The following is a 19,474-nucleotide window of genomic DNA, read 5'->3' on the forward strand; positions in this document are numbered from 1 at the left end:
AAAAGTTTGCATTCAATACTGCTTAACTTATATGAATACGACGAATACGATTTGTTTACGAAAACCGGTTTTGTGTAGCTTGTTTTTGCTGATCGGAATACTCATGCAGGCGCTTTCCGTTTCGGCGGCTGACGTCCGGATAGCGGGAATGGTAACAGATGCATCGAACAACGATGCGGTTATTGGGGCTACAATCCGGGTTAAAGGAACGACGACCGGAACCACAACGGACGCCAATGGAAAGTTTACGCTGACCGTTCCGGATAACGCAACGCTTCAGATTAGCTCAATCGGTTACGAAAACACGGAAGTTGCTGTCAACGGAAGGACGGAACTGACTATTACAATGAAACCGTCGACCAGCCAGCTTCAGGAAGTTGTGGTGGTGGGGTACGGGACCCAGCGGAAAGTGGATGTGACGGGTGCAACGGTAACCGTTAAGGGCGACGAACTGGTGAAACAACCGGTGCTGACGGCAACGCAGGCATTGCAGGGGAAAGCCGCCGGGGTTCAAATTATTAACAGTGGCCAGCCGGGCGCTTCGCCGGTGGTTCGCATTCGGGGAACGGGCACGGCTCTGGGCGGAACGGCCGCCCTGTTTGTCGTCGATGGCGTGCTGACAGATGATATTACCAACATCAACACTTCCGATATCGTCAATGTGGATGTTCTGAAAGATGCCTCAGCTACAGCGATTTACGGCTCTCGCGGAGCCAACGGGGTGATTATCATTACCACCAAACGCGGAAAAGCGGGAAAACTGCAGATCAACTACAGTGGAAATGTCGGTATTCGAAATGCCGCCAATCTGGTCGATATGGCCAATGCGGTTGAATACGCCAACTATGTTAGTGCAGCCAGCGGCACGCTTGTCAATGCCGGAAATACCTCGACGGACTGGTACAGCAAAATTCTGCGCCAGGGCTTTACGCAAACGCACAATGTTTCGCTCTCGGGCGGAACGGAAAAGGCCACGCACTTCTTAAGTCTCGGTTATTTTACCGATCAGGGCATTGTGATCCGGAACCAGTACGACCGGTTTACGATTCGGACCACCAACGAATTCAAGATTAACGACAAACTCAAAACCGGGATCATCGCTTCCTATGCCAGCGCCATCGACCGGCGGGTGAATCTGGGTTCGGCCTATAACAACGCCTACCGCGCGGCTCCGATCATTCCCGGAAAAGAAAACGGGAAATACGGGAATACGTCGGTTTACCAGAACGTCGGAAACCCGATTCTGGATATTGAAAACAACAAAGACCGGGTGCTGGACAATCGCCTGCAGGGAGCGGCTTTCATCGAATACAAACCGGTCGAATGGTTGACGTTCCGCAGTAACATTGGCGACGATTGGAGTAATCAGGTGAGCCGGGTGTATAATTATCAGTTTAATAATGACACGATTACGTTTCTGGCTCCGGGCGGAAACCAGCGAAATGCCAACAGTAACCTGGCGTTCCGCAACACTAAAACCTCGCACTGGACCTGGGACAATACCGTAACACTCAATAAAACATTCGGCAAACAAACGCTGACCGTGTTGGCCGGAACAACGGCGGAGCAGTATACGCAAACCTGGTTTCAGTCATACCGGAAAGATGTGCCAGCCGCCGAAAATCTCTGGTACATCGGAACGGGGAACGCTAATACCTCGACCAACGACGGCAGTGGCGATAAGTGGGCGCGCAACTCGTATATCGGTCGCGTCAACTACAACTACGACGACACCTATCTATTGACAGCCACAATTCGGGCCGACGGTAGTTCGCGGTTTCCGAGTCAAAACCGCTGGGGCTATTTTCCGTCGATTGGGGCGGGTTGGGTGCTCACGAACGAATCTTTCCTGAAGGGCCAGTTAATTTTTGATCTGCTCAAACTGCGCGCCAGTTGGGGGCGGGTTGGAAACGACCGGATCCCGTCGGATGCCTATACCGTAACGGTGACGCCCAACCTGGCGTATCCGTACGGGGGCGGGGTTGCCACGCCCGGTAGCGCCATTACGCAGATCAAAGATCCGAACCTGAAGTGGGAAACCACCGAAGAAACCGATGTGGCACTGGAATTCAGCGCCATTGGCGGAAAGCTGACCGGCGAAATCGGTTATTACAACAAAAAAGCCCGCGATCTGCTCATCAACGTCAAGGTGCCTTCGGTGACGGGCGATGCCGACGGACAGGTGCTGACCAATGCCGCATCGATTCAGAACCAGGGTCTGGAAGTGGTGTTGAACTGGCGGGGCAAAATTACGGAGGGTATTTCTTACAACGTCGGCGGTAACCTGACCCTCAATAAAAACCGGGTGATTGGTCTGAATGGCGGGCAACCTATTCTGGACGGTGGAGTTGGCGGAAATCAGCCTTACACCACCCGGACCGACAACGGGCAACCGGTCGGTAGTTTTTACGTGCTTCAGACGCTGGACGTTTTTCAGACACAGGAAGAAGTCAATAATTACAAAAATAGCCAGGGCACGGTCATTCAGCCGTCGGCTTCTCCGGGTGATTTCAAATACCAGGACACCAACGGCGATGGCAAAATTGATGATCTCGACCGGGTTTTTGTGGGAGCTTATCAGCCCAAAGCTTATTTCGGTCTGAATGCCGGAATTTCCTACGCCGGTTTTGACTTCAGCATCGATGCCTACGGCAACGTTGGTAATCAGGTTTATAACGGTAAAAAAGCATTCCGCCAACTGGCGCAGGATAACGTTGAGTCGGCAATGGCGTATAACCGCTGGACATCGGCCAATAAATCACAAACCGAACCGGCGGCCAACAGCGGCAACCTGCTGGCGTCGACCTACTTCGTCGAGTCCGGTTCCTTTGTCCGGATCAACAACGTGACGCTCGGCTATCGCGTACCAAATAGCGTCATCAAAAAACTGAAAATCAGTACTATACGCGTCTTTGCGACGGCTCAGAACGTCATCACGTTCAAAAAGTACTCCGGTTTTACCGCCGAACTACCCGGTTTTAGCTCTACGAACAACGCAGGGGTTGTAACGACCGGTAGCCCAACCACGGCGGGTATCGAGCTGAATGCCTATCCAACCGCCCGGACCATTGCCGTGGGGCTGAATGTCGGTTTTTAGAAGGAAACGAACGAAATACAACTTGGTGAGAATATGAAATTCAATCAATCCATAAAAATACTGGGCGCGGGCGTGCTGCTGTCACTGCTGATCGTTTCGTGCCAGAAGAGTTTTCTGGACGTTCCGGTGCAGGGTCAGGCGACGACGGCCACGGACCCGAATCTGGCCGTCAACCTGGTAACGGGCGTCTATAATAGCCTATTGAACGGAAGCGCGTTTGGAGGAGAAGGTGATATTCACGGAATTAGCTTTGTCGCAGCGACGAACATTATTTCGGATGATGGTGACAAAGGCAGCACCGACAGCGATCAGCAGGGTATCAAAGACCTCGATAATTTTACCACAACGCCAACCAACACCTTTGTGGCTGCGCTCTGGAACGGCTATTACAACGGGATTGCCCGGGCGAACCAGGCGCTGACCGCGTTGTCGACGGCTTCAATCGATGCGACTACGAAGGCGCAATTGATCGGTGAAGTGCGGTTTATTCGCGGGTATTACTACTTCAATCTGGTGCGGTTTTTCGGGAAAGTGCCCAAAGTGCTTCGGGTGCCGAAAGATGCGCAGGACGCCAACACCGATCCGGCTTTTCAGACCCGCGCCCCGGTCGATACGATCTACAACGTCATCATTCAGGATTTGCAATACGCTTTTGAAAATCTGCCGCTGAAAGCGAAGGCAAGCGCGGGCCACATCACGAAAGGCACGGCGGAGTCGATGCTGGCGAAGGTGTACATGTACCGCAAAAACTGGCAGCAGGTGCTGACGCTGACGCAGGAAGTGATCAATTCGGGTCAATACACGCTGGTGCCGGACTACTCGATTATCTGGCGGCAGGCGGGTGACAACAATTCGGAAGCCATTTTTGAAGTCAAAACCGGGCAGTTCAACAACTCGGATTTTGGGGTCGACGGCTACGCGGTCTGGCAGGGGCCGCGCGTGGGCGGCAAAGGCGGCTGGACGGATTTGGGCTTCGGTTTCAATAACCCGACGGTTAATCTGGTCAATGCCTACGAAACCGGCGACAAACGGAAAGCTGCGACGATCATTGCCATTGATAACAGCGGCAAATACGTCGGAACGACGCTCTTCGACGGTTTCAGGATTCCCAGTTCCGACTCCGTTCAGAACCTCTATTACAACTACAAAGCCTACCACAGCGAAAACCGCAACGTCGAGTCGTTTTCGGGAAACCGGGATCGGAAACAGAAAAACCTGCACCTGCTGCGATATGCCGACGTCCTGCTGATGAATGCCGAAGCCGCGAACGAACTCGGCCAGACTGGCGTTGCCATTGCCAACCTCAACCGAATCCGGACCCGCGCCGGTTTGGCAGCCACCACTGTTACCTCGCAGGCGGACGTTCGCAACGCGATCTGGAAAGAACGACGGGTCGAACTGGCGATGGAGCACGACCGGTTTTTCGACCTCGTGCGGACGGGCCGGGCGGCTCAGGTGATGCAGGCTGCCGGGAAGAATTTTGTAGCGGGTAAAAACGAATTATTGCCGGTTCCGAGCTTGCAGATTGCGTTAAGTGGCGGAAAACTCGATCAGAACAATGGGTATTGATCACACCTGATAACGATTTCTCACTATATCAAAACCAGTTTAATTAACACACAATTCACATGAAAACAAGACAAATCAGTGCCTGGATAGCAGCGGTTGGCCTACTGGCAAGCAGTGCGGTTTTTACGTCGTGTAGCAAGGATGATGATACGGCAACGTTGCCACCGATTGGTGGATTCAACAGTGCCGATGAGGTAGCTGCCAGTAACTTAGTGGCTTATTGGGGCTTTGAAAATTCGAATAATGAGGGAAAATCATCAACGGCGCCAAGCAAAGCTACCAACAATTCCTTTGTGACTGGTGTAAAAGGTCAGGCTCTCCAGTTGAACGCGGGCTATTTGGTTTATCCTACGATAGCAGCACTAAGCAGTGCCAATGCCCTCCCGAGCGTAACGGTAAGTGCCTGGGTGAACACGGCCAACAATGGTACGGCGGCCACCTCCGTATTTGCACTGACGCAAGCACTGGCTACACAGGATGACTGGAACCGCGGACCTATCAACATGTATGTTGAAACGGGGTCGTTCAAACCAGCCAGTGATACAATCCGATTCCATGCTGCTTTTCACACGTATTCGGGTGGTAATTATAGCGTAGGTGGCGATAACGTTAATGGATTTGGACTCGAAGATGCAGGAAAGAAATACCAGGTAGTGAAAGGCGCAAAAACCTGGGTTCATTATGTGATGGTATATGATGGAGCTAATTCCACCATCGATTTGTACGCCAATGGTAAACTGGTATCAAATAGCGATTATCGGAAACGGGATGTGGGTGGAGCGCCAATCGGTAATATTGTTTTAGCTCCTCCAACGCAGGTGTTGATTGGTGGTTGGCCGAGCGCAATGACGGGTTATACAAAATCCTCAGATCAGGGCTGGCAGGCCTTGTACACCGGTTCGATCGATGAACTGCGAGTATACAGCAAAGCGCTGTCAACGGCTGACATTGGTTCACTCTATGAGCTTGAAAAAGCCGGGCGGTAATCGCATTTCAGATACGGGGCTATTTCAGACTTGAATAGCCCCGTAATTTTCAGTATTAAAGACACACCAGATGAATTCCGTTAAACTGTCTCTTTTCTTTTTGGTACTGGCTGTTGGAGGAGGATGTAAAACCCAGACGGAGACAGAACCGGTGGAGTCCTTTTTTTTCCGGTCGGCAATGGTCGATAATCAATCGTCACCAACGCTCAATTTTCGGAATGTAAGCAGCAAACCGACTATAAAAATCAATTTCTCCGCTCCGCTCGATCGCAATTCGGCAGCCAAAACCATCACACTCACGGATTCGAAAACAAACACCGCGGTGGCGTTGAAGTACGATTTTTCCGGAAACGATACAACCGTAACGGCCACCGTTCAGAATCCGTTGGCAGCATTCACATCGTATAAACTGAATGTGGAGCCGACGCTGGTTTCACAACGGCAGACCGCGCTCAATTCAAACATTTCCATCAACCTGGTCACCGCCCTCGACAGTACCGACAAATTTCCGCGCATCAGCGATTCGCTGTTGCTGGATCTGGTTCAGAAACAGACATTTAAATACTTCTGGGATTTCGGCCACCCGGTTTCGGGCTTGGCGCGGGAACGGAATTCGTCGGGCGATGTCGTGACCTCGGGCGGCTCGGGATTTGGCATTATGGCGATCGTGGTAGCCGTCGACCGGAAGTTTATTACGCGTCAGGAAGGGCTGGACCGGCTCGTCAAAATCACCGATTTCCTGAAAAACAAAACCAAAACGCACCACGGCGCTTTTCCGCACTGGCTCAACGGGGCTACTGGCGAAACCGTGCCGTTCAGCCAGAAAGACAACGGTGCCGATCTGGTCGAAACCTCGTACCTGATGCAGGGATTACTGACCGCCCGGCAGTATTTCAACGGTCCGAACGCCAGCGAAACCGCCTTGCGGAAAACCATCAACGACCTCTGGGATGCAGTCGAATGGAACTGGTTTACGAAAAGCGGGGCCGAAACGAATCTCTACTGGCACTGGTCGCCGACCTACAACTGGGACATGAACATGCCGATTCGGGGCTGGAACGAAGCCTTGATCACGTACGTCATGGCCGCTTCGTCGAATACCTCCGCGATTGCCAAAACCGTGTACGACAATTCGTGGGCGCAAAACGGCAAAATGAAAAACGGGAACAGCTACTACGGCATCAAACTGCCGCTGGGTCCGGCCAACGGCGGGCCATTGTTCTTTTCGCAGTACTCGTTTTTAGGAATCAATCCGCACGATCTGACCGATGCCTACGCCAATTACTGGGAACAGAATACCGCCCATTCGCTGATTAACTACAACTACTGCAAAGCCAACCCGAAGAATTTTAGCGGTTATGGCGAAAACTGCTGGGGACTGACTGCCAGCGATGAACAGAACGGTTACTCGGCCCACGAGCCGAACAACGACAACGGCACGATCAGCCCGACGGCGGCTTTGGCGTCAATGCCTTACACGCCCAGCCAGTCGATGCAGGCGATGCGGTTTTTCTATTACAAACTCGGCGATAAAATCTGGAAGAACTACGGTTTTGTCGATGCGTTCAACCTGACCAACCTCTGGTTTGCCGATTCGTTTCTGGCAATCGATCAGGGGCCGATCATCGTGATGATCGAAAATCACCGTTCGCAACTGCTCTGGAAACTGTTCATGAGCGCGCCCGAAGTGAAAAAAGGAATGAAGAATCTGGGTTTCCAAAGCCCGAACTTGTAGTTGCCCCTAAAGGGGACTTGGACGTTCATGATTCAGATTAAAAGTCCCCTTTAGGGGATTCAGGGGCGATAAAAATGCTCGATTTTCGTATGCAGTCTTTGACAAAACTATACCTTTTTCTCTCGCTATTCGGCTGGTTTTCCGGTCTGGCGCAGTCGGAAAAAAACGCAACGGTTCCGATTGCCAACGAGTACAGCGAGTACCTCGAAACCGTTCAGAAAGCCACCTTCCGGTACTTCTGGGATTTTGCGCATCCGGTTTCGGGGCTGGCGCCCGAACGCACGGCCACGCCCAACATCGTTACGACCGGCGGCACCGGTTTTGGCATCATGGCCATTGTGACGGCCGCCGACCGTCGCTGGGTGACGCGGGCCGAAGCCGTGCAGCAATTGCAGAAGATGACCGGTTTTCTGAAAAAAGCTGACCGGTTTCACGGTGCCTGGCCCCACTGGCTCGATGGGAATTCGGGAAAAGTCGTTCCTTTTTCCGACCACGACAACGGCGGTGATCTGGTCGAGACCGCTTTTCTGGTCAACGGTTTGCTGAGTGCCCGGGCTTATTTTGACGGAAATACGGCCTCCGAAAAAGACCTGCGACAGCGCATCGACAAACTCTGGCGGGAAGTGGAATGGGACTGGTACGTGCGCGACGGCAAATTGTACTGGCACTGGTCGCCGAATCACGAGTGGAAAATGAACCACGCGATTCGTGGCCACGACGAAACCTTCATCACCTACGTGCTGGCACTCGGTTCGCCGACGCACGCCATCAAACCGGAAGTATATCAGAATACTTACAAACAAAGCGATCATTACGTCAACAACCGGACGTATTATGGGTACAAACTGCCACTCGGTTTTCCGATGGGTGGACCGCTGTTTTTCACGCATTATTCGTATCTGAGCCTCGATCCGCGGCTGATGCAGGACGAGCAGACCAATTACTGGGAGCAAAACCGGAATCATACGCTCATCAACCGGGCGCATTGCCTGGAACCGCGTCAGGCGATGTTTGGCTACGGACCCGGAAATTGGGGCCTGACCGCCAGCGACGATTATAATTTCTACGACGCCCATTCCCCGACAAACGACAACGGCACGATCAGCCCGACGGCGGCTTTGTCGGCGTTTCCGTACACGCCCTATTATTCGATGCAGGTCTTGCGGAATCTGTATCTGCGGGAGGGCAGCCGCCTGTTCGGGCCGTACGGTTTTTACGATGCCTACAACAAAGGTCTGAACTGGTATTCCAACCAGTATCTGGCGATCGATCAGGGGCCGATTGTGGTCATGATGGAAAATTACCGCTCTGGGTTACTCTGGAAACTGGGTGAAAAAACGCCGGAACTCTGGACCGGACTGACCAAAATGGGCATTAAAAAACCGGCTTACCCGACTGGTTTTTACAGCTACGCGCCCGATTTCCGCAGCGGTTACATTGACCTCTGGAAACACCCCGACCGGGGCGCATACGTGCTGGATTTTGCCGTTAAAGGCTCGTCGGCAGTGACGCTGGTGGTTCGCGATGAAAGCGGGCGGGAAATTCAGAAATTAATTGATAACAAGTCGTATTCCGAAGGCACGCAGCAGTTGCTATTCCAGCTTCCGCAGGGGAAATACGAATTTGAACTCGCGCAGGGCAGCGAGAAGCAGCGTGTTAAGATTTCACTTCATCAAAGTGTTGACAACCAGTAAGTCATGAAAAAGGCGATTCTCCTATACGGCCTGGCGGTTGGCTCGGTGCTGGCCCAGCCTGCTGCCAAAACGACTCCGACATCCATGAATACCTTCATCGATCGGCTGTTGAAACAAATGACCGTGGAGGAGAAAGTCGGGCAGTTAACCCTATTTACGAGTGACATGGACGTGACGGGACCGACGCTGCGCTCCACGTACAAGGAAGATATTCAGAAAGGCCGTTGCGGAGCGATCTTCAACGCCTATTCGCCGAAATACGTGCGGCAGTTGCAGGACCTGGCCGTGAAAGAATCGCGGCTGAAAATACCGCTGCTGTTTGGGTACGATGTGATTCACGGCCACCGCACCATTTTCCCGATTCCGCTGGGCGAAGCCTGTACCTGGGATCTGGGTTTGCTGGAAAAAACCGCCCGCGCGGCCGCCGTGGAAGCCAGCGCCGACGGCCTGCACTGGACCTACTCGCCGATGGTCGATGTTGCCCACGATCCGCGCTGGGGCCGGGTCGCCGAGGGTGTCGGCGAAGACACCTGGTTGGGCGAACAGGTTGCCAAAGCGAAAGTAAAAGGTTATCAGGGTGATTTGACGAAACCGGATCAGATTCTGGCCTGTGTGAAGCATTTCGCGCTGTACGGAGCGATTCAGGCCGGACGCGATTACAACACGGTGGACATGAGTCGCCGGGAAATGTTCCAGACGTATTTGCCGCCCTACAAAGCCGCTATCGACGCAGGTGCCGCCACGGTGATGACGTCTTTTAATGAAGTCGATGGTATTCCGGCGACGGCCAACCGCTGGCTAATGACCGATTTGCTGCGGAAACAGTGGGGATTCAAGGGATTTGTCGTGACGGATTACACGGCGATCAACGAGATGATTCAGCACGGCGTGGGCGCGAACGAATACGAAGTGGGCGCGCTGGCACTGAAAGCGGGCGTGGATATGGACATGCAGGGCGATGTATACCGCACCCAATTGCCGAAGCTGCTGGCCGACAAAAAGATCACGATGCCGGAACTGGACGAAGCCGCCCGGCGCGTGCTGGAGGCAAAATACAAACTCGGCTTGTTTCAGGACCCGTATAAATTCATCAACGACGAACGGGCCGCGCGTGAGATCATGAGCGCCGACAAACTGGAACTAGCGCGTGATGTCGCCCGGAAATCCATTGTTTTACTCAAAAACGAGCAGGTTTTGCCGCTGAAGAAAACCGGTACGCTGGCATTGATTGGCCCTTTAGCGGATAATAAACGCGACATGATTGGCAACTGGAGTGCCGCCGGTGACTGGCAGAAAGCCGTTAGTCTGCGCGAGGGTTTGCAGGCCAAACTGGGCAATGGCGCAACGCTTCTGTACGCCAAAGGGGCCAACATCACCGACGACAAGGAGTTACTGACCAAGCTGAACAACAACGGCGGGAATCTTTCGACCGACGAAAAATCGCCCGCACAACTGATCGACGAAGCGGTTTCGACCGCGCAGAAAGCCGACGTGGTCGTGCTGGCCCTGGGCGAATCGCAGGGAATGACCGGCGAAGCCGCCAGCCGCTCAGACATCGGGATTCCGGAGAACCAGCGGAAGTTATTGGAAGCGGTTTTGGCCACGAAAAAACCGGTCGTGCTGGTGTTGATGAACGGCCGCCCGCTGACGCTGGAATGGGAACACGAGCACGTTCCGGCGATGCTGGAAACCTGGTTTTTGGGCACACAGGCCGGGCACGCCATTGCCGATGTGCTGGTGGGCGATTACAACCCGGCGGGCAAACTGACGATGACCTTCCCGCGACGGGTCGGGCAGATTCCGGTCTATTACAGTGCTAAGAATACGGGTCGCCCGATGGACCCGAATAATAAATACACCTCCAAATACCTGGATGCGCCAAACACGCCTTTGTATCCGTTCGGCTACGGACTGAGTTACACCACTTTTTCCTACAGCGACATTAACCTGAGCAGCCCGGCCCTGACGGCGGCCGGCAAGCTGCAAGTCAGCGTAACCGTTAAAAATACCGGCAATCTGGCGGGTGAAGAAGTGGTGCAGTTGTATTCCCGCGACCTTGTTGGTAGCGTCACCCGGCCGTTGAAGGAACTGAAAGGCTTTCAGAAAATTGCCCTGAAACCAGGCGAAAGCCGAAATGTTACGTTCACGCTGACCGAAGCTGATTTGCGATTTTACGATGCCGCCATGAAATGGACTTCCGAACCGGGTGATTTCAAGGTGTTCGTCGGAACGAATTCGCAGGAAGTGAAGGAAGCTGGTTTTAAATTGGTTCGTTAAGGAAACCGAGTCTTTGCCGTACGAATAGTTTTGCAGCAGAAGGGGCATCCGCTTTTCGGTCGCATAGCGACCTAATGTTTGTAGCAAAACCAGTTAATTCTTTCCGAATGGTCGCGTAGCGACCGAACAAAAACACGCCGTTAGATCGCTACGCGATCCAAAACACGCCCGTCCGGAATTTTGCTACAAACATTAGGTCGCTATGCGACTAAAAAACTTCCTTGGACTTTGACGCAACACAGTCCAAGGAAAGAGGCAACGGGCGTCAGCGGCAAAAATTGGGCAAGCATTCGATAACAACAGCGTTTGCAAAACAAGGCGGTTTGCGGTACTATTACGGCCAGAAATACGCTATTCCAACCCTGCTCGATTTTAAAACAACGTCATGCTCTCTGCTTTTAACGCAAGAAAACCGCTTGCCATTCTCCTGATTAGCTGTCTGAACATTGCTTTGGTTTGCGCTTTTATCGGATGCAAAACCAATTCGGGCTCGACGACTGAAAAGTCCGAACCCAAAATCGTTAACATTGTCAATTTCATCCGGCTGCTGGAGCCCCGCGATCCGAAAATTACCGAAGATGTTCTCTATCAAACGGTTGTGAAGCAGGTTGCCATGATGAAAGAATACAAACTGGGCGGTACTTTTCTGCTGCAATACGACGCCCTGATGGATCCGCGCTATCAGAAATTACTAAAAAGTTTACCGGCCGAGACTTACGAAATTGGAGGGTGGTGGGAATTACCCCAACCGCTGGTTGAAAAAGCCGGTCTGAAATGGCGTGGTCGGTTTCCGTGGGACTGGCACGCGGATGTTGGTTTTTCAACTGGCTACACGCCCGCCGAGCGCGAGAAAATCGCCGATGTCTACATGGCAGATTTCAAGGCGATTTTCGGGTATTATCCCAAATCGGTTGGCTCGTGGTTCATCGATACGCACACCCTGAATTACCTGTACGACAAGTACAAAATCGTGGCTTCCAGCAATTGCAAGGACCAGTACGGCACCGATGGCTACACGCTCTGGGGCGGCTACTGGAATCAGGCGTATTACCCGAGCCGGATGAACTCGTACATGCCTGCGCAGAACGAGGAAAAACAACTGCCGGTTCCGATTTTCCGGATGCTCGGGAGCGATCCCATCCGGCAGTATGATACGGGGCTTGGGTCCAGTCGGCAGGGCGTCATTACACTCGAACCGGTTTATGCCAAAGGGGGGGGCGATAGCACCTGGGTCAACTGGTTTTTTCAGGAATTTATCAACGGCGAATCGCTGGCGTTCAACTACGCACAGGCCGGGCAGGAAAATTCGTTTACCTGGGATGCGATGGCGAAAGGGTTTGCGCTTCAGATGCCGTTGATTGCCCGCTTGCGGGATGAAGGAAAAATCCGGGTCGAAACCCTGGAAGCGTCCGGCAACTGGTTCAAAAAGAACTTCAAAACAACCCCGGCGACGGCATTTACGGTTGAACATGACCTGCCTGGCGAGAACCAAAAAACCGTGTGGTTCAACAGCCGGTTTTACCGCCTGAATCTGTTGTGGGAAAACAACAGCCTGCGGATTCGCGATATTCACCTGTTCGACGAAAATTTTCCGTCGATCTATACCACTCAAAAAGCGACCTCGAACGAGTGTTCATTTTTTACGCTGCCGGTGGTGGACGGCTATCTCTGGAGCGAAAAACAGGGGTTGTTGGCCGGTTTGCGGTTTAAAACGCTGGTCGACGGAAAAGAAGAGTTGCTGAAGGGCGGAGATCCGGTTGTCACCAGCCCGGCAACGGGTAAGCTGCACATTTCTTGGCCGTTAGCGGATGGCAAAGGGAAGGTGGAAATGGATATTGACGAAAAAACCGTCAAAATTTCGGTGAAAGGCGATCAGGTACCGAAGTGGTTTCTGGGATTCGATGCGGCTAAAACCGAGAGCTTGCCCTTTAAAGCAATCAGTCAAAACCGGATGGATTGCGAATTTGAAGGCATGAAATACAGCGTGAAAACTACAACCGGAACCTTCTCAACGCCAACCGACAAAAACCGCTTCGTCATTTCACCGGCTGACAATGTAATTGAATTAGATCTTTCGAATAGTAAGTAGTCTATTGAACCGCTTCTTAAAAAAGCGAATAAATAAACGGGGCCAGCGCCGAACCGGTCGTAAAAACCGTCAGCGCACTCAGCAGCAGGAGCAGAACGAGTAACGGATACAGCCAGTACCGTTTGCGGGTCCGCATGAAAAGCCAGAATTCGCGGAAAAAATCCATCAGTGGGGAGCGGTTTTGAGGGTCCGGAGTTGCGCCTGCAGTTGGAGTGCTGCGGCATTGCGCGGATCGATTCGGAGCGATTTGGCCAAGTACTTGGCAGCCCCGGTGGCATTGGCAAATTTCAGATAACCGGCGGCCAGTTGGTTGCTCAGGATCACGTTCGTGGTGTCGGCCAGGTATTGTTTTTTCGCCGTAACCAGCTGCTCGACAAAGACTTGTAACTCATTCAGGCTAAACTGGGTTTCGTTATGAGCAGCCGCGTAGCGGAGATACGGCAGCGCTTCGTCCGGACGGTCCAGTTTCAGCAACGTTATGAACAGGCTCTGGGCGGTTGCAAACGTCTCTTCCAGTTGAAAAGCTTTTTTCAGATACCAAACTGCCCGCTCCGGCTGGTTCGCACTAAAAAGCAGTTTACCCGTTTGGCCGTAATACGTGGGATCATAGGGATATTCGAGTACCAGCGCTTCGCTGACCTGCACGGCCCCGCGCTGGTTTTGAGTTTTCACGTAGTGAGCCAGCAGTTGATTCATCGCGTCGCGCCAGGCAATCTGCTTCACAACCAGCCCGCCCGCCAGCTGTTCTTCGACGGTTTTGGGGCGGTTTTCTTCCGGCGGCATCGGCTCGTTGAACGGCCAACTTTCCTTCAGAATCATTACTTCGTAGGTACCTTTCAGCGAATCGACCGGCGTGATGGGCATTTGTTGCCGCAATTGTTTGAAGGAGATTTCGTTCGCTCCGTCGGTGACGAGCAGTTTTTTCTTTTTCAGCGCTTCGTAAAACGCATCGGAAAGCAGGGCGTAACCGTACAAATTCGGGTGAACGTGTTCGAGCAAGGTTTCCCGGCCCAGAATGCCACTGGGCGAATGGGTTTCAAAAACCGCCCGGCTGTCTACCACCGTTACGTTCGAAAACCGGTTTTCCAGTTCCCGAATCACCTGATTGATGGCTTCGGGTGCCCGAAACCGCAACAAATCCAGCTCCTTGGCCTGCACGAACTGCTGCTTGGCTTGCCGAACGTTTCCTTTCTCGTAAGCCTGTTTGGCCAACTGGAATTGTTGTTCGGCGGATGCCGTTCCCGGCGCGCTGATGAACGGTTTTAAGTCCTTCTCATTGCTGACCAGCGTACTTACAAAAACCGGAATGTTTTCGCCGGAAAGCGACTGGCAGAGGTCCGTGAGGTTGGTTTTGAACTGCTCGATGCCGTTCTGATACTTTTCTGATCCGAGCGGAATCTGCTGGTCGGCGGCCATACGTTTCATCATGCCTTCGCGCAAATCCACCTTCTGACCCGATGCGGTTTGGCGAATCCGCTGCCAGGTTCGGTTCAGCAACTGGACAAGCCGGAACTCCCGAAGTTGAAGCACCATCCGCACCAGCCCGGGCTGGCTGCCCAGCGAACTGGTGGAGCCGACGCCCATCGCGCCGTAGTATTCGTTGTGCCCGGTGTAAATCAAAACCGCATCGGGTTCATAATCAACCAACTGTTTTCCAAAATCAAAAACCGTATACGAGTTGACCGCCGTCATCGACAGGTTAATCACCTCAAAATTTCGGTTCGGAAACGTGTGCATCAGGCGGTAGTGCAGCCAGCGATGGAACGAACCATTGTGAAAATACGGATACCCAATCGTCGTCGATTCGCCCAGGACAAAGATCCGAAAGGTGCCGTCGGGCTTTTTTTTCAGGAAAGGCTCAAAGTTGCCGACGGTGGCGTTATCCGTTTCAGTAAAATACCGCTCGGATGCGTGCTGATTTACGATCCAGTACCCTTTGTGGTCCGGATCGTCCACGAAAAGCCGGTAATCGTGGCCGTAACCGAACAGCCGCAGCAGCCCTTCCACAAGCGCCAACGCCAGCAGGGGTAGCACCAACGCCAGGCCTTTAAACAGCCACAACCGCTTCTTCATGAGCAAAACCGGAGAGCCCTTCCCAATCTACCAGCGTAAATTGAGAAGGGCCATTTTGTTACAGGAGTCGTTTTCAGGGGCGGATGATCGTTCCGTCGGATTTGCGGACCTGCCAGTTGGATTTGGTGGTGATCGGGTATTTGGCCGCTTCCTTTTCGTTGATATCCACCCCCAGACCCGGCACCTCGTTGACCGACATGTAGCCTTTGTTCATCGTCGGGCAACCGCTGAAGACTTCCTTCATTTTGTCCGAAAACTGCACCGCTTCCTGAATCCCGAAGTTCCAGACGGCCAGGTCGATGTGCGCGTGGGCCGAGTGACCCACCGGCGAAACGTCGCCGGGACCGTGCCAGGCCGTGCGGACGTTGAACCACTCACCCAGCCGAGCCACTTTCATGGCGGGCGTTATACCGCCGATCTGCGAAACGTGAATCCGGATAAAATCGAACCACTGGTTGGCCATCGGCTCCTTGAATTCGTTGATGTTGTTGAACAATTCACCCATCGCAATCGGCACCGACGTCGCCTGCCGGAGTTGCGCAAACCACTTCATGTTTTCGGGTGAGAACGGATCCTCGATGAAGAACGGGCGGTATTCTTCCAGCTTTTTGATCATGTTGATAGCATTGATCGGCTGCACCCGTTCGTGAATGTCATGCAGCAGTTCGACCTCTTCCCCGCATTGTTTGCGCACGACCTCGAACATCTTCGGCACCGATTTCAAATACATCTGTTCGTTCATGTAGTTGTCGGTGGCGCCCCCGAAGTTGGCTGCCTTGAAGTCGGGTTGGGCGTTGGCGGCATTGGCACCTACGGCCCCGTAACCGCCCTGCTGAATCCGGATGTGCTTGTAGCCTTCCTCCATGAATTTCTTGACGCTCTCGGCGGCCGCTTCGGGCGTGTTGCCGCCCGCGTGCGTGTAGCAGGGAATTGCAAACCGGGCTTTGCCGCCCAGTAACTGGTAAACCGGCATGTTGGCGCGCTTGCCTTTGATATCCCACAACGCCTGATCCAGCCCGGAGAGTGCGTTGTTCAAAACCGGTCCATTCCGCCAGTAGGAGCTCACGTAGGCCGACTGCCACATGTCCTCGATGTTATCCACATCCTTGCCGACGCAGAATTCGTTGAGGTAAGTATTGATGGCCACCACGACCACGGCGGCCCGCTGCGTGAAGGTTGCGCAACCCAAACCGTATAATCCGGGTTCGGTGGTTTCGACCTTGACCACGATGAGGTTGGAGCCCTGCGGGGCCGTCGCAATGGCTTTAACGGATTTGATTTTGACGGGAGCCATCGCTTTCGCGTAGGAGGGCGTTCCCTGGCGTTCGCGGGCTTCGGCGGTGGACATGCCGCCGAACAGCCCGAGCAAACCGGCCCCGGAGCCAAAACCTATTTTTTTCAGCGTCTCGCGACGGCTGTTCAATTCAGCAACGTTTTCGTCTTTTTTCATGATTAAATAAGAAGGGTTTTAGGACGTGCTTTGAATGGATAGGTGTTTAATCGTTTAAGTTTATAAATTATTGGCGAAGTCCGGTACAATTCGACGGTGATTTTTGCAGAAAAACTACAGTGATGTGAACCGAGAGAGGGTTGATCGCTACACCCACTGATTGCGTACCTAAAGGCATGCGAAAGCTATTGGGTGAGGATTTTGCTACAAACATTTCGTGCCTATGGCACTTAATCGGCTTACAATCAACCATCAAATCTCGTAGGTTACATTCAAATGAGAAATTTTATACGATTTTACGGCAAGGCAAAGGCGATGTAGGAACCGCCCGGTTTATGCCCGTTTTTTACTCCACCGGCCGCAATAACGACGTACTGTTTTCCGCCCGCCAGGTAGGTAATCGGCGTGGCAAAACCGCCCGCCGGAAGCTGGTATTCCCAGACAACCTTCCCGGTTTTTTTGTCGAAAGCCCGGATGCGTTCGTCTTTCGTTGCGGCAATAAAAACCAGTCCGCCCGCCGTGACAATCGGCCCGCCGTAATTTTCGGTGCCGGTAATGGGAACACCTTTTTGGGTCAATTCCGGAAATTCGCCCAGCGGGACTTTCCACAGATACTCACCGGTATTCAGATCGATGGCGTTCAGGGTTCCCCAGGGCGGTTTAACGGCCGGGTAACCGTCCGGGTCGAAAAACCGGGTGTAGCCGTTGTTGATGTAAGGCGGAATGTAGGGGAATTCTACTTTTTTGTCCGTTTCTGTCAAAACCGGGGCGTTGTGGGGATCCTGACTTTCAGCGGGTTTAGGTTCCGGTTTTTGGGTGTCTGCGTTCAGCAGATACCGAACCAGCGTAAACCGATCCTGATCCGAAATATGCTGAAACGACGGCATCCTCCCGCGCCCCGAGCGTAAAACCGCGTTGATTTCCTGACCCGAAAGCCGCTTGCCAATATCAACCAGACTGGGGTATTCCTGACCGCTGCCTTTGCGATCGGGGCCGTGACAGGCGGCACAGTTGGCCTGATACAACGTTTTCCCTTTTGAGGCAATTTCGGCGTTCCGGGCGGCCAGATCGGCCATTTTTAAATCCCAGACCATTTCGTTCGAGTTCTGGTACAAAATACCGTCGGGGTCGGCAGCATTGCCACCCCATTCCGCGCCCCCGCCGATGCCGAAAAACAAGGTTCCTTCGAGACTCGGCGGCATGAATTTGTCACCGGCGCGGGTTTTCAAAAACCGCTCTTTCACAAACGCGTGGGCTTCGGGCGTGCGATTGGTAATATCGGCTTCGGTAAACACCTGCCGGGCGAAAGGGGCGGGTTTGAGCGGAAACTTCTGCGTCGGCCACGGAACCTCACCGGGCAGGGCTGGAGCCGTCGGAACTTTGCGTTCTTCCACCGGAAAAAGCGACTCGCCGGTATCGCGGTTCAGAACGTACACCAAACCGTCTTTGGTCGTTTGGGCCACCGCGTCAACGGTTTTTCCCTTGTGTTTCACCGTCACCAGATTCGGCGGGCAGGGAATGTCGCGGTCCCATAAATCGTGGTGAATGGTCTGGAAATACCACTGCATTTTACCGGTTTCGGCATTCAGAGCCAGAATACAATCGGAATAGAGGTTTTGGCCGGCACGAATGCCGCCGTAAAAATCGACGGAGGGAGAACCGGTTCCGAGGTAAACCGTACCCCGTTTTTCGTCGAGCACCATCCCCGCCCAGTTGTTGGCACCCCCAATCCGTTTGTAAGCCTCTTTCGGCCAGGTTTCGTAACCCGCTTCGCCCGGCTGCGGAATGGTGTGGAAAACCCATTGAACGGTGCCGGTGCGGATGTCAAAACCGCGAATGTGGCCCGGTGCCGCGTCGCCCTGTTCCGAAACCGTTGAGCCCAGCACCAGCGTGTTTTTGTAAATGGCCCCCGGCGTGGTCGAGCTGACCGATAGTTTGCTGATGTCCCGTTTGGAGTCATCGCCCAGCCCCTCGCGCAAATCCACTTCGCCGTTTTTTCCAAAACCGGTAACGGGTTCGCCCGTCAACGCATTCAGGGCGTAAAGCGTCGAACCGGCGGTGAACAGAATGCGTTTGTCGGGGCCATTTCCCCAATACATCACCCCCCGGCTCTGGCTGAAGCGCGGGGATTTGTCTTTAAACGGATCGAACAGCCAGCGTTGCTGACCGGTTTTGGCGTCCAGCGCGAAGACTTTCAGCATCGGCGTGGTGCCGTACAGGAGTCCGTTGATCACGATGGGCTGGCACTGAATTTCGAGCGGTCGGCCGGTTTTGCCGTCGGCTTCGGCTGCATTGTAGGTCCAGGCAACCTGAAGATTTTTAACGTTCTGCAGATTGATCTGTTTCAGCGGAGAATACCGGTTTCCGGCTGTATTGCCGCCGTAATAGGGCCAGTCCTGACCGGTTTCGTCAGCGGGGCGGTTGGGCGTGATCGCAGCCAGACCCAAAACCAACAGCCCAAGCGCAGGGATTGATAGCGCCAATTTCATGGTTGTAGGGAAAAA

11 protein-coding genes are annotated in these 19,474 nt (G+C 53.4%); 7 read left to right on the top strand and 4 right to left on the bottom strand.

The annotated features are described in order from the left end of the window. Positions 1–31: 31 nt before the first annotated feature. The 7 genes from GJJ30_RS08670 to GJJ30_RS08700 all read left to right on the top strand — a co-directional run bounded on the left by GJJ30_RS08670 (position 32) and on the right by GJJ30_RS08700 (position 13,447). Complete coding sequence (locus GJJ30_RS08670) at positions 32–3,097, top strand: SusC/RagA family TonB-linked outer membrane protein (RefSeq protein ID WP_154174746.1); 3,066 nt, start codon at positions 32–34, stop codon at positions 3,095–3,097. Positions 3,098–3,130: 33 nt separating this feature from the next. Further along, positions 3,131–4,666, top strand: a complete 1,536-nt coding sequence (locus tag GJJ30_RS08675) for a RagB/SusD family nutrient uptake outer membrane protein (protein WP_154174747.1) — start codon at positions 3,131–3,133, stop codon at positions 4,664–4,666. A 59-nt stretch (positions 4,667–4,725) separates the two neighbouring features. Next, positions 4,726–5,652 carry a LamG-like jellyroll fold domain-containing protein gene (locus tag GJJ30_RS08680; RefSeq protein WP_154174748.1) on the top strand — a complete coding sequence of 309 codons (927 nt, stop codon included), beginning with the start codon at positions 4,726–4,728 and terminating at the stop codon, positions 5,650–5,652. 70 nt (positions 5,653–5,722) lie between these two features. Next, entirely contained in the window at positions 5,723–7,387 is a 1,665-nt protein-coding gene (locus GJJ30_RS08685; protein ID WP_154174749.1) for a glucoamylase family protein, read from the top strand. Positions 7,388–7,476: 89 nt separating this feature from the next. Further along, the gene (locus GJJ30_RS08690) at positions 7,477–9,081 is read left to right on the top strand and encodes a glucoamylase family protein (protein WP_205880545.1); all 1,605 of its coding nucleotides are present in this window, start codon (positions 7,477–7,479) and stop codon (positions 9,079–9,081) included. Positions 9,082–9,084: 3 nt separating this feature from the next. After that, entirely contained in the window at positions 9,085–11,358 is a 2,274-nt protein-coding gene (bglX, locus tag GJJ30_RS08695) for a beta-glucosidase BglX (RefSeq protein ID WP_154174751.1), read from the top strand. 385 nt (positions 11,359–11,743) lie between these two features. Then, on the top strand, positions 11,744–13,447 hold the full coding sequence (locus GJJ30_RS08700; protein WP_205880546.1) for a DUF3863 domain-containing protein: 1,704 nt from the start codon (positions 11,744–11,746) through the stop codon (positions 13,445–13,447). A 16-nt stretch (positions 13,448–13,463) separates the two neighbouring features. Here GJJ30_RS08700 and GJJ30_RS32020 read toward each other — a convergent pair whose 3' ends face one another. The 4 genes from GJJ30_RS32020 to GJJ30_RS08715 form a co-directional block, all read right to left on the bottom strand. Further along, positions 13,464–13,613, bottom strand: coding sequence for a DUF5989 family protein (locus tag GJJ30_RS32020; RefSeq protein WP_170299150.1), 150 nt, complete (start codon positions 13,611–13,613; stop codon positions 13,464–13,466). Then, positions 13,613–15,520, bottom strand: coding sequence for an SGNH/GDSL hydrolase family protein (locus GJJ30_RS08705; protein ID WP_154174752.1), 1,908 nt, complete (start codon positions 15,518–15,520; stop codon positions 13,613–13,615). The genes GJJ30_RS32020 and GJJ30_RS08705 overlap by 1 nt, the downstream gene beginning before the upstream one ends. Positions 15,521–15,593: 73 nt before the next feature. Next, complete coding sequence (locus GJJ30_RS08710) at positions 15,594–16,970, bottom strand: enolase C-terminal domain-like protein (protein ID WP_154174753.1); 1,377 nt, start codon at positions 16,968–16,970, stop codon at positions 15,594–15,596. 296 nt (positions 16,971–17,266) lie between these two features. Next, positions 17,267–19,459, bottom strand: coding sequence for an outer membrane protein assembly factor BamB family protein (locus GJJ30_RS08715; RefSeq protein ID WP_154174754.1), 2,193 nt, complete (start codon positions 19,457–19,459; stop codon positions 17,267–17,269). Between the last annotated feature and the right edge of the window lie 15 nt (positions 19,460–19,474).

It is taken from the genome of Larkinella terrae, assembly GCF_009668025.1.
GTDB classification, from domain to species: Bacteria; Bacteroidota; Bacteroidia; order Cytophagales; family Spirosomataceae; genus Larkinella; species Larkinella terrae.

Bases quoted from the DNA above. Each gene is read 5' to 3' on its own strand.
- GJJ30_RS08685 (WP_154174749.1), top strand. From the start codon at position 5,723: ATGAATTCCGTTAAACTGTCTCTTTTCTTTTTGGTACTGGCTGTTGGA.
- GJJ30_RS08715 (WP_154174754.1), bottom strand. From the start codon at position 19,459: ATGAAATTGGCGCTATCAATCCCTGCGCTTGGGCTGTTGGTTTTGGGT.
- GJJ30_RS08705 (WP_154174752.1), bottom strand. From the start codon at position 15,520: ATGAAGAAGCGGTTGTGGCTGTTTAAAGGCCTGGCGTTGGTGCTACCC.
- GJJ30_RS08675 (WP_154174747.1), top strand. From the start codon at position 3,131: ATGAAATTCAATCAATCCATAAAAATACTGGGCGCGGGCGTGCTGCTG.
- GJJ30_RS08670 (WP_154174746.1), top strand. From the start codon at position 32: ATGAATACGACGAATACGATTTGTTTACGAAAACCGGTTTTGTGTAGC.
- GJJ30_RS08690 (WP_205880545.1), top strand. From the start codon at position 7,477: ATGCAGTCTTTGACAAAACTATACCTTTTTCTCTCGCTATTCGGCTGG.
- GJJ30_RS32020 (WP_170299150.1), bottom strand. From the start codon at position 13,613: ATGGATTTTTTCCGCGAATTCTGGCTTTTCATGCGGACCCGCAAACGG.
- GJJ30_RS08680 (WP_154174748.1), top strand. From the start codon at position 4,726: ATGAAAACAAGACAAATCAGTGCCTGGATAGCAGCGGTTGGCCTACTG.
- GJJ30_RS08700 (WP_205880546.1), top strand. From the start codon at position 11,744: ATGCTCTCTGCTTTTAACGCAAGAAAACCGCTTGCCATTCTCCTGATT.
- bglX (WP_154174751.1), top strand. From the start codon at position 9,085: ATGAAAAAGGCGATTCTCCTATACGGCCTGGCGGTTGGCTCGGTGCTG.
- GJJ30_RS08710 (WP_154174753.1), bottom strand. From the start codon at position 16,970: ATGAAAAAAGACGAAAACGTTGCTGAATTGAACAGCCGTCGCGAGACG.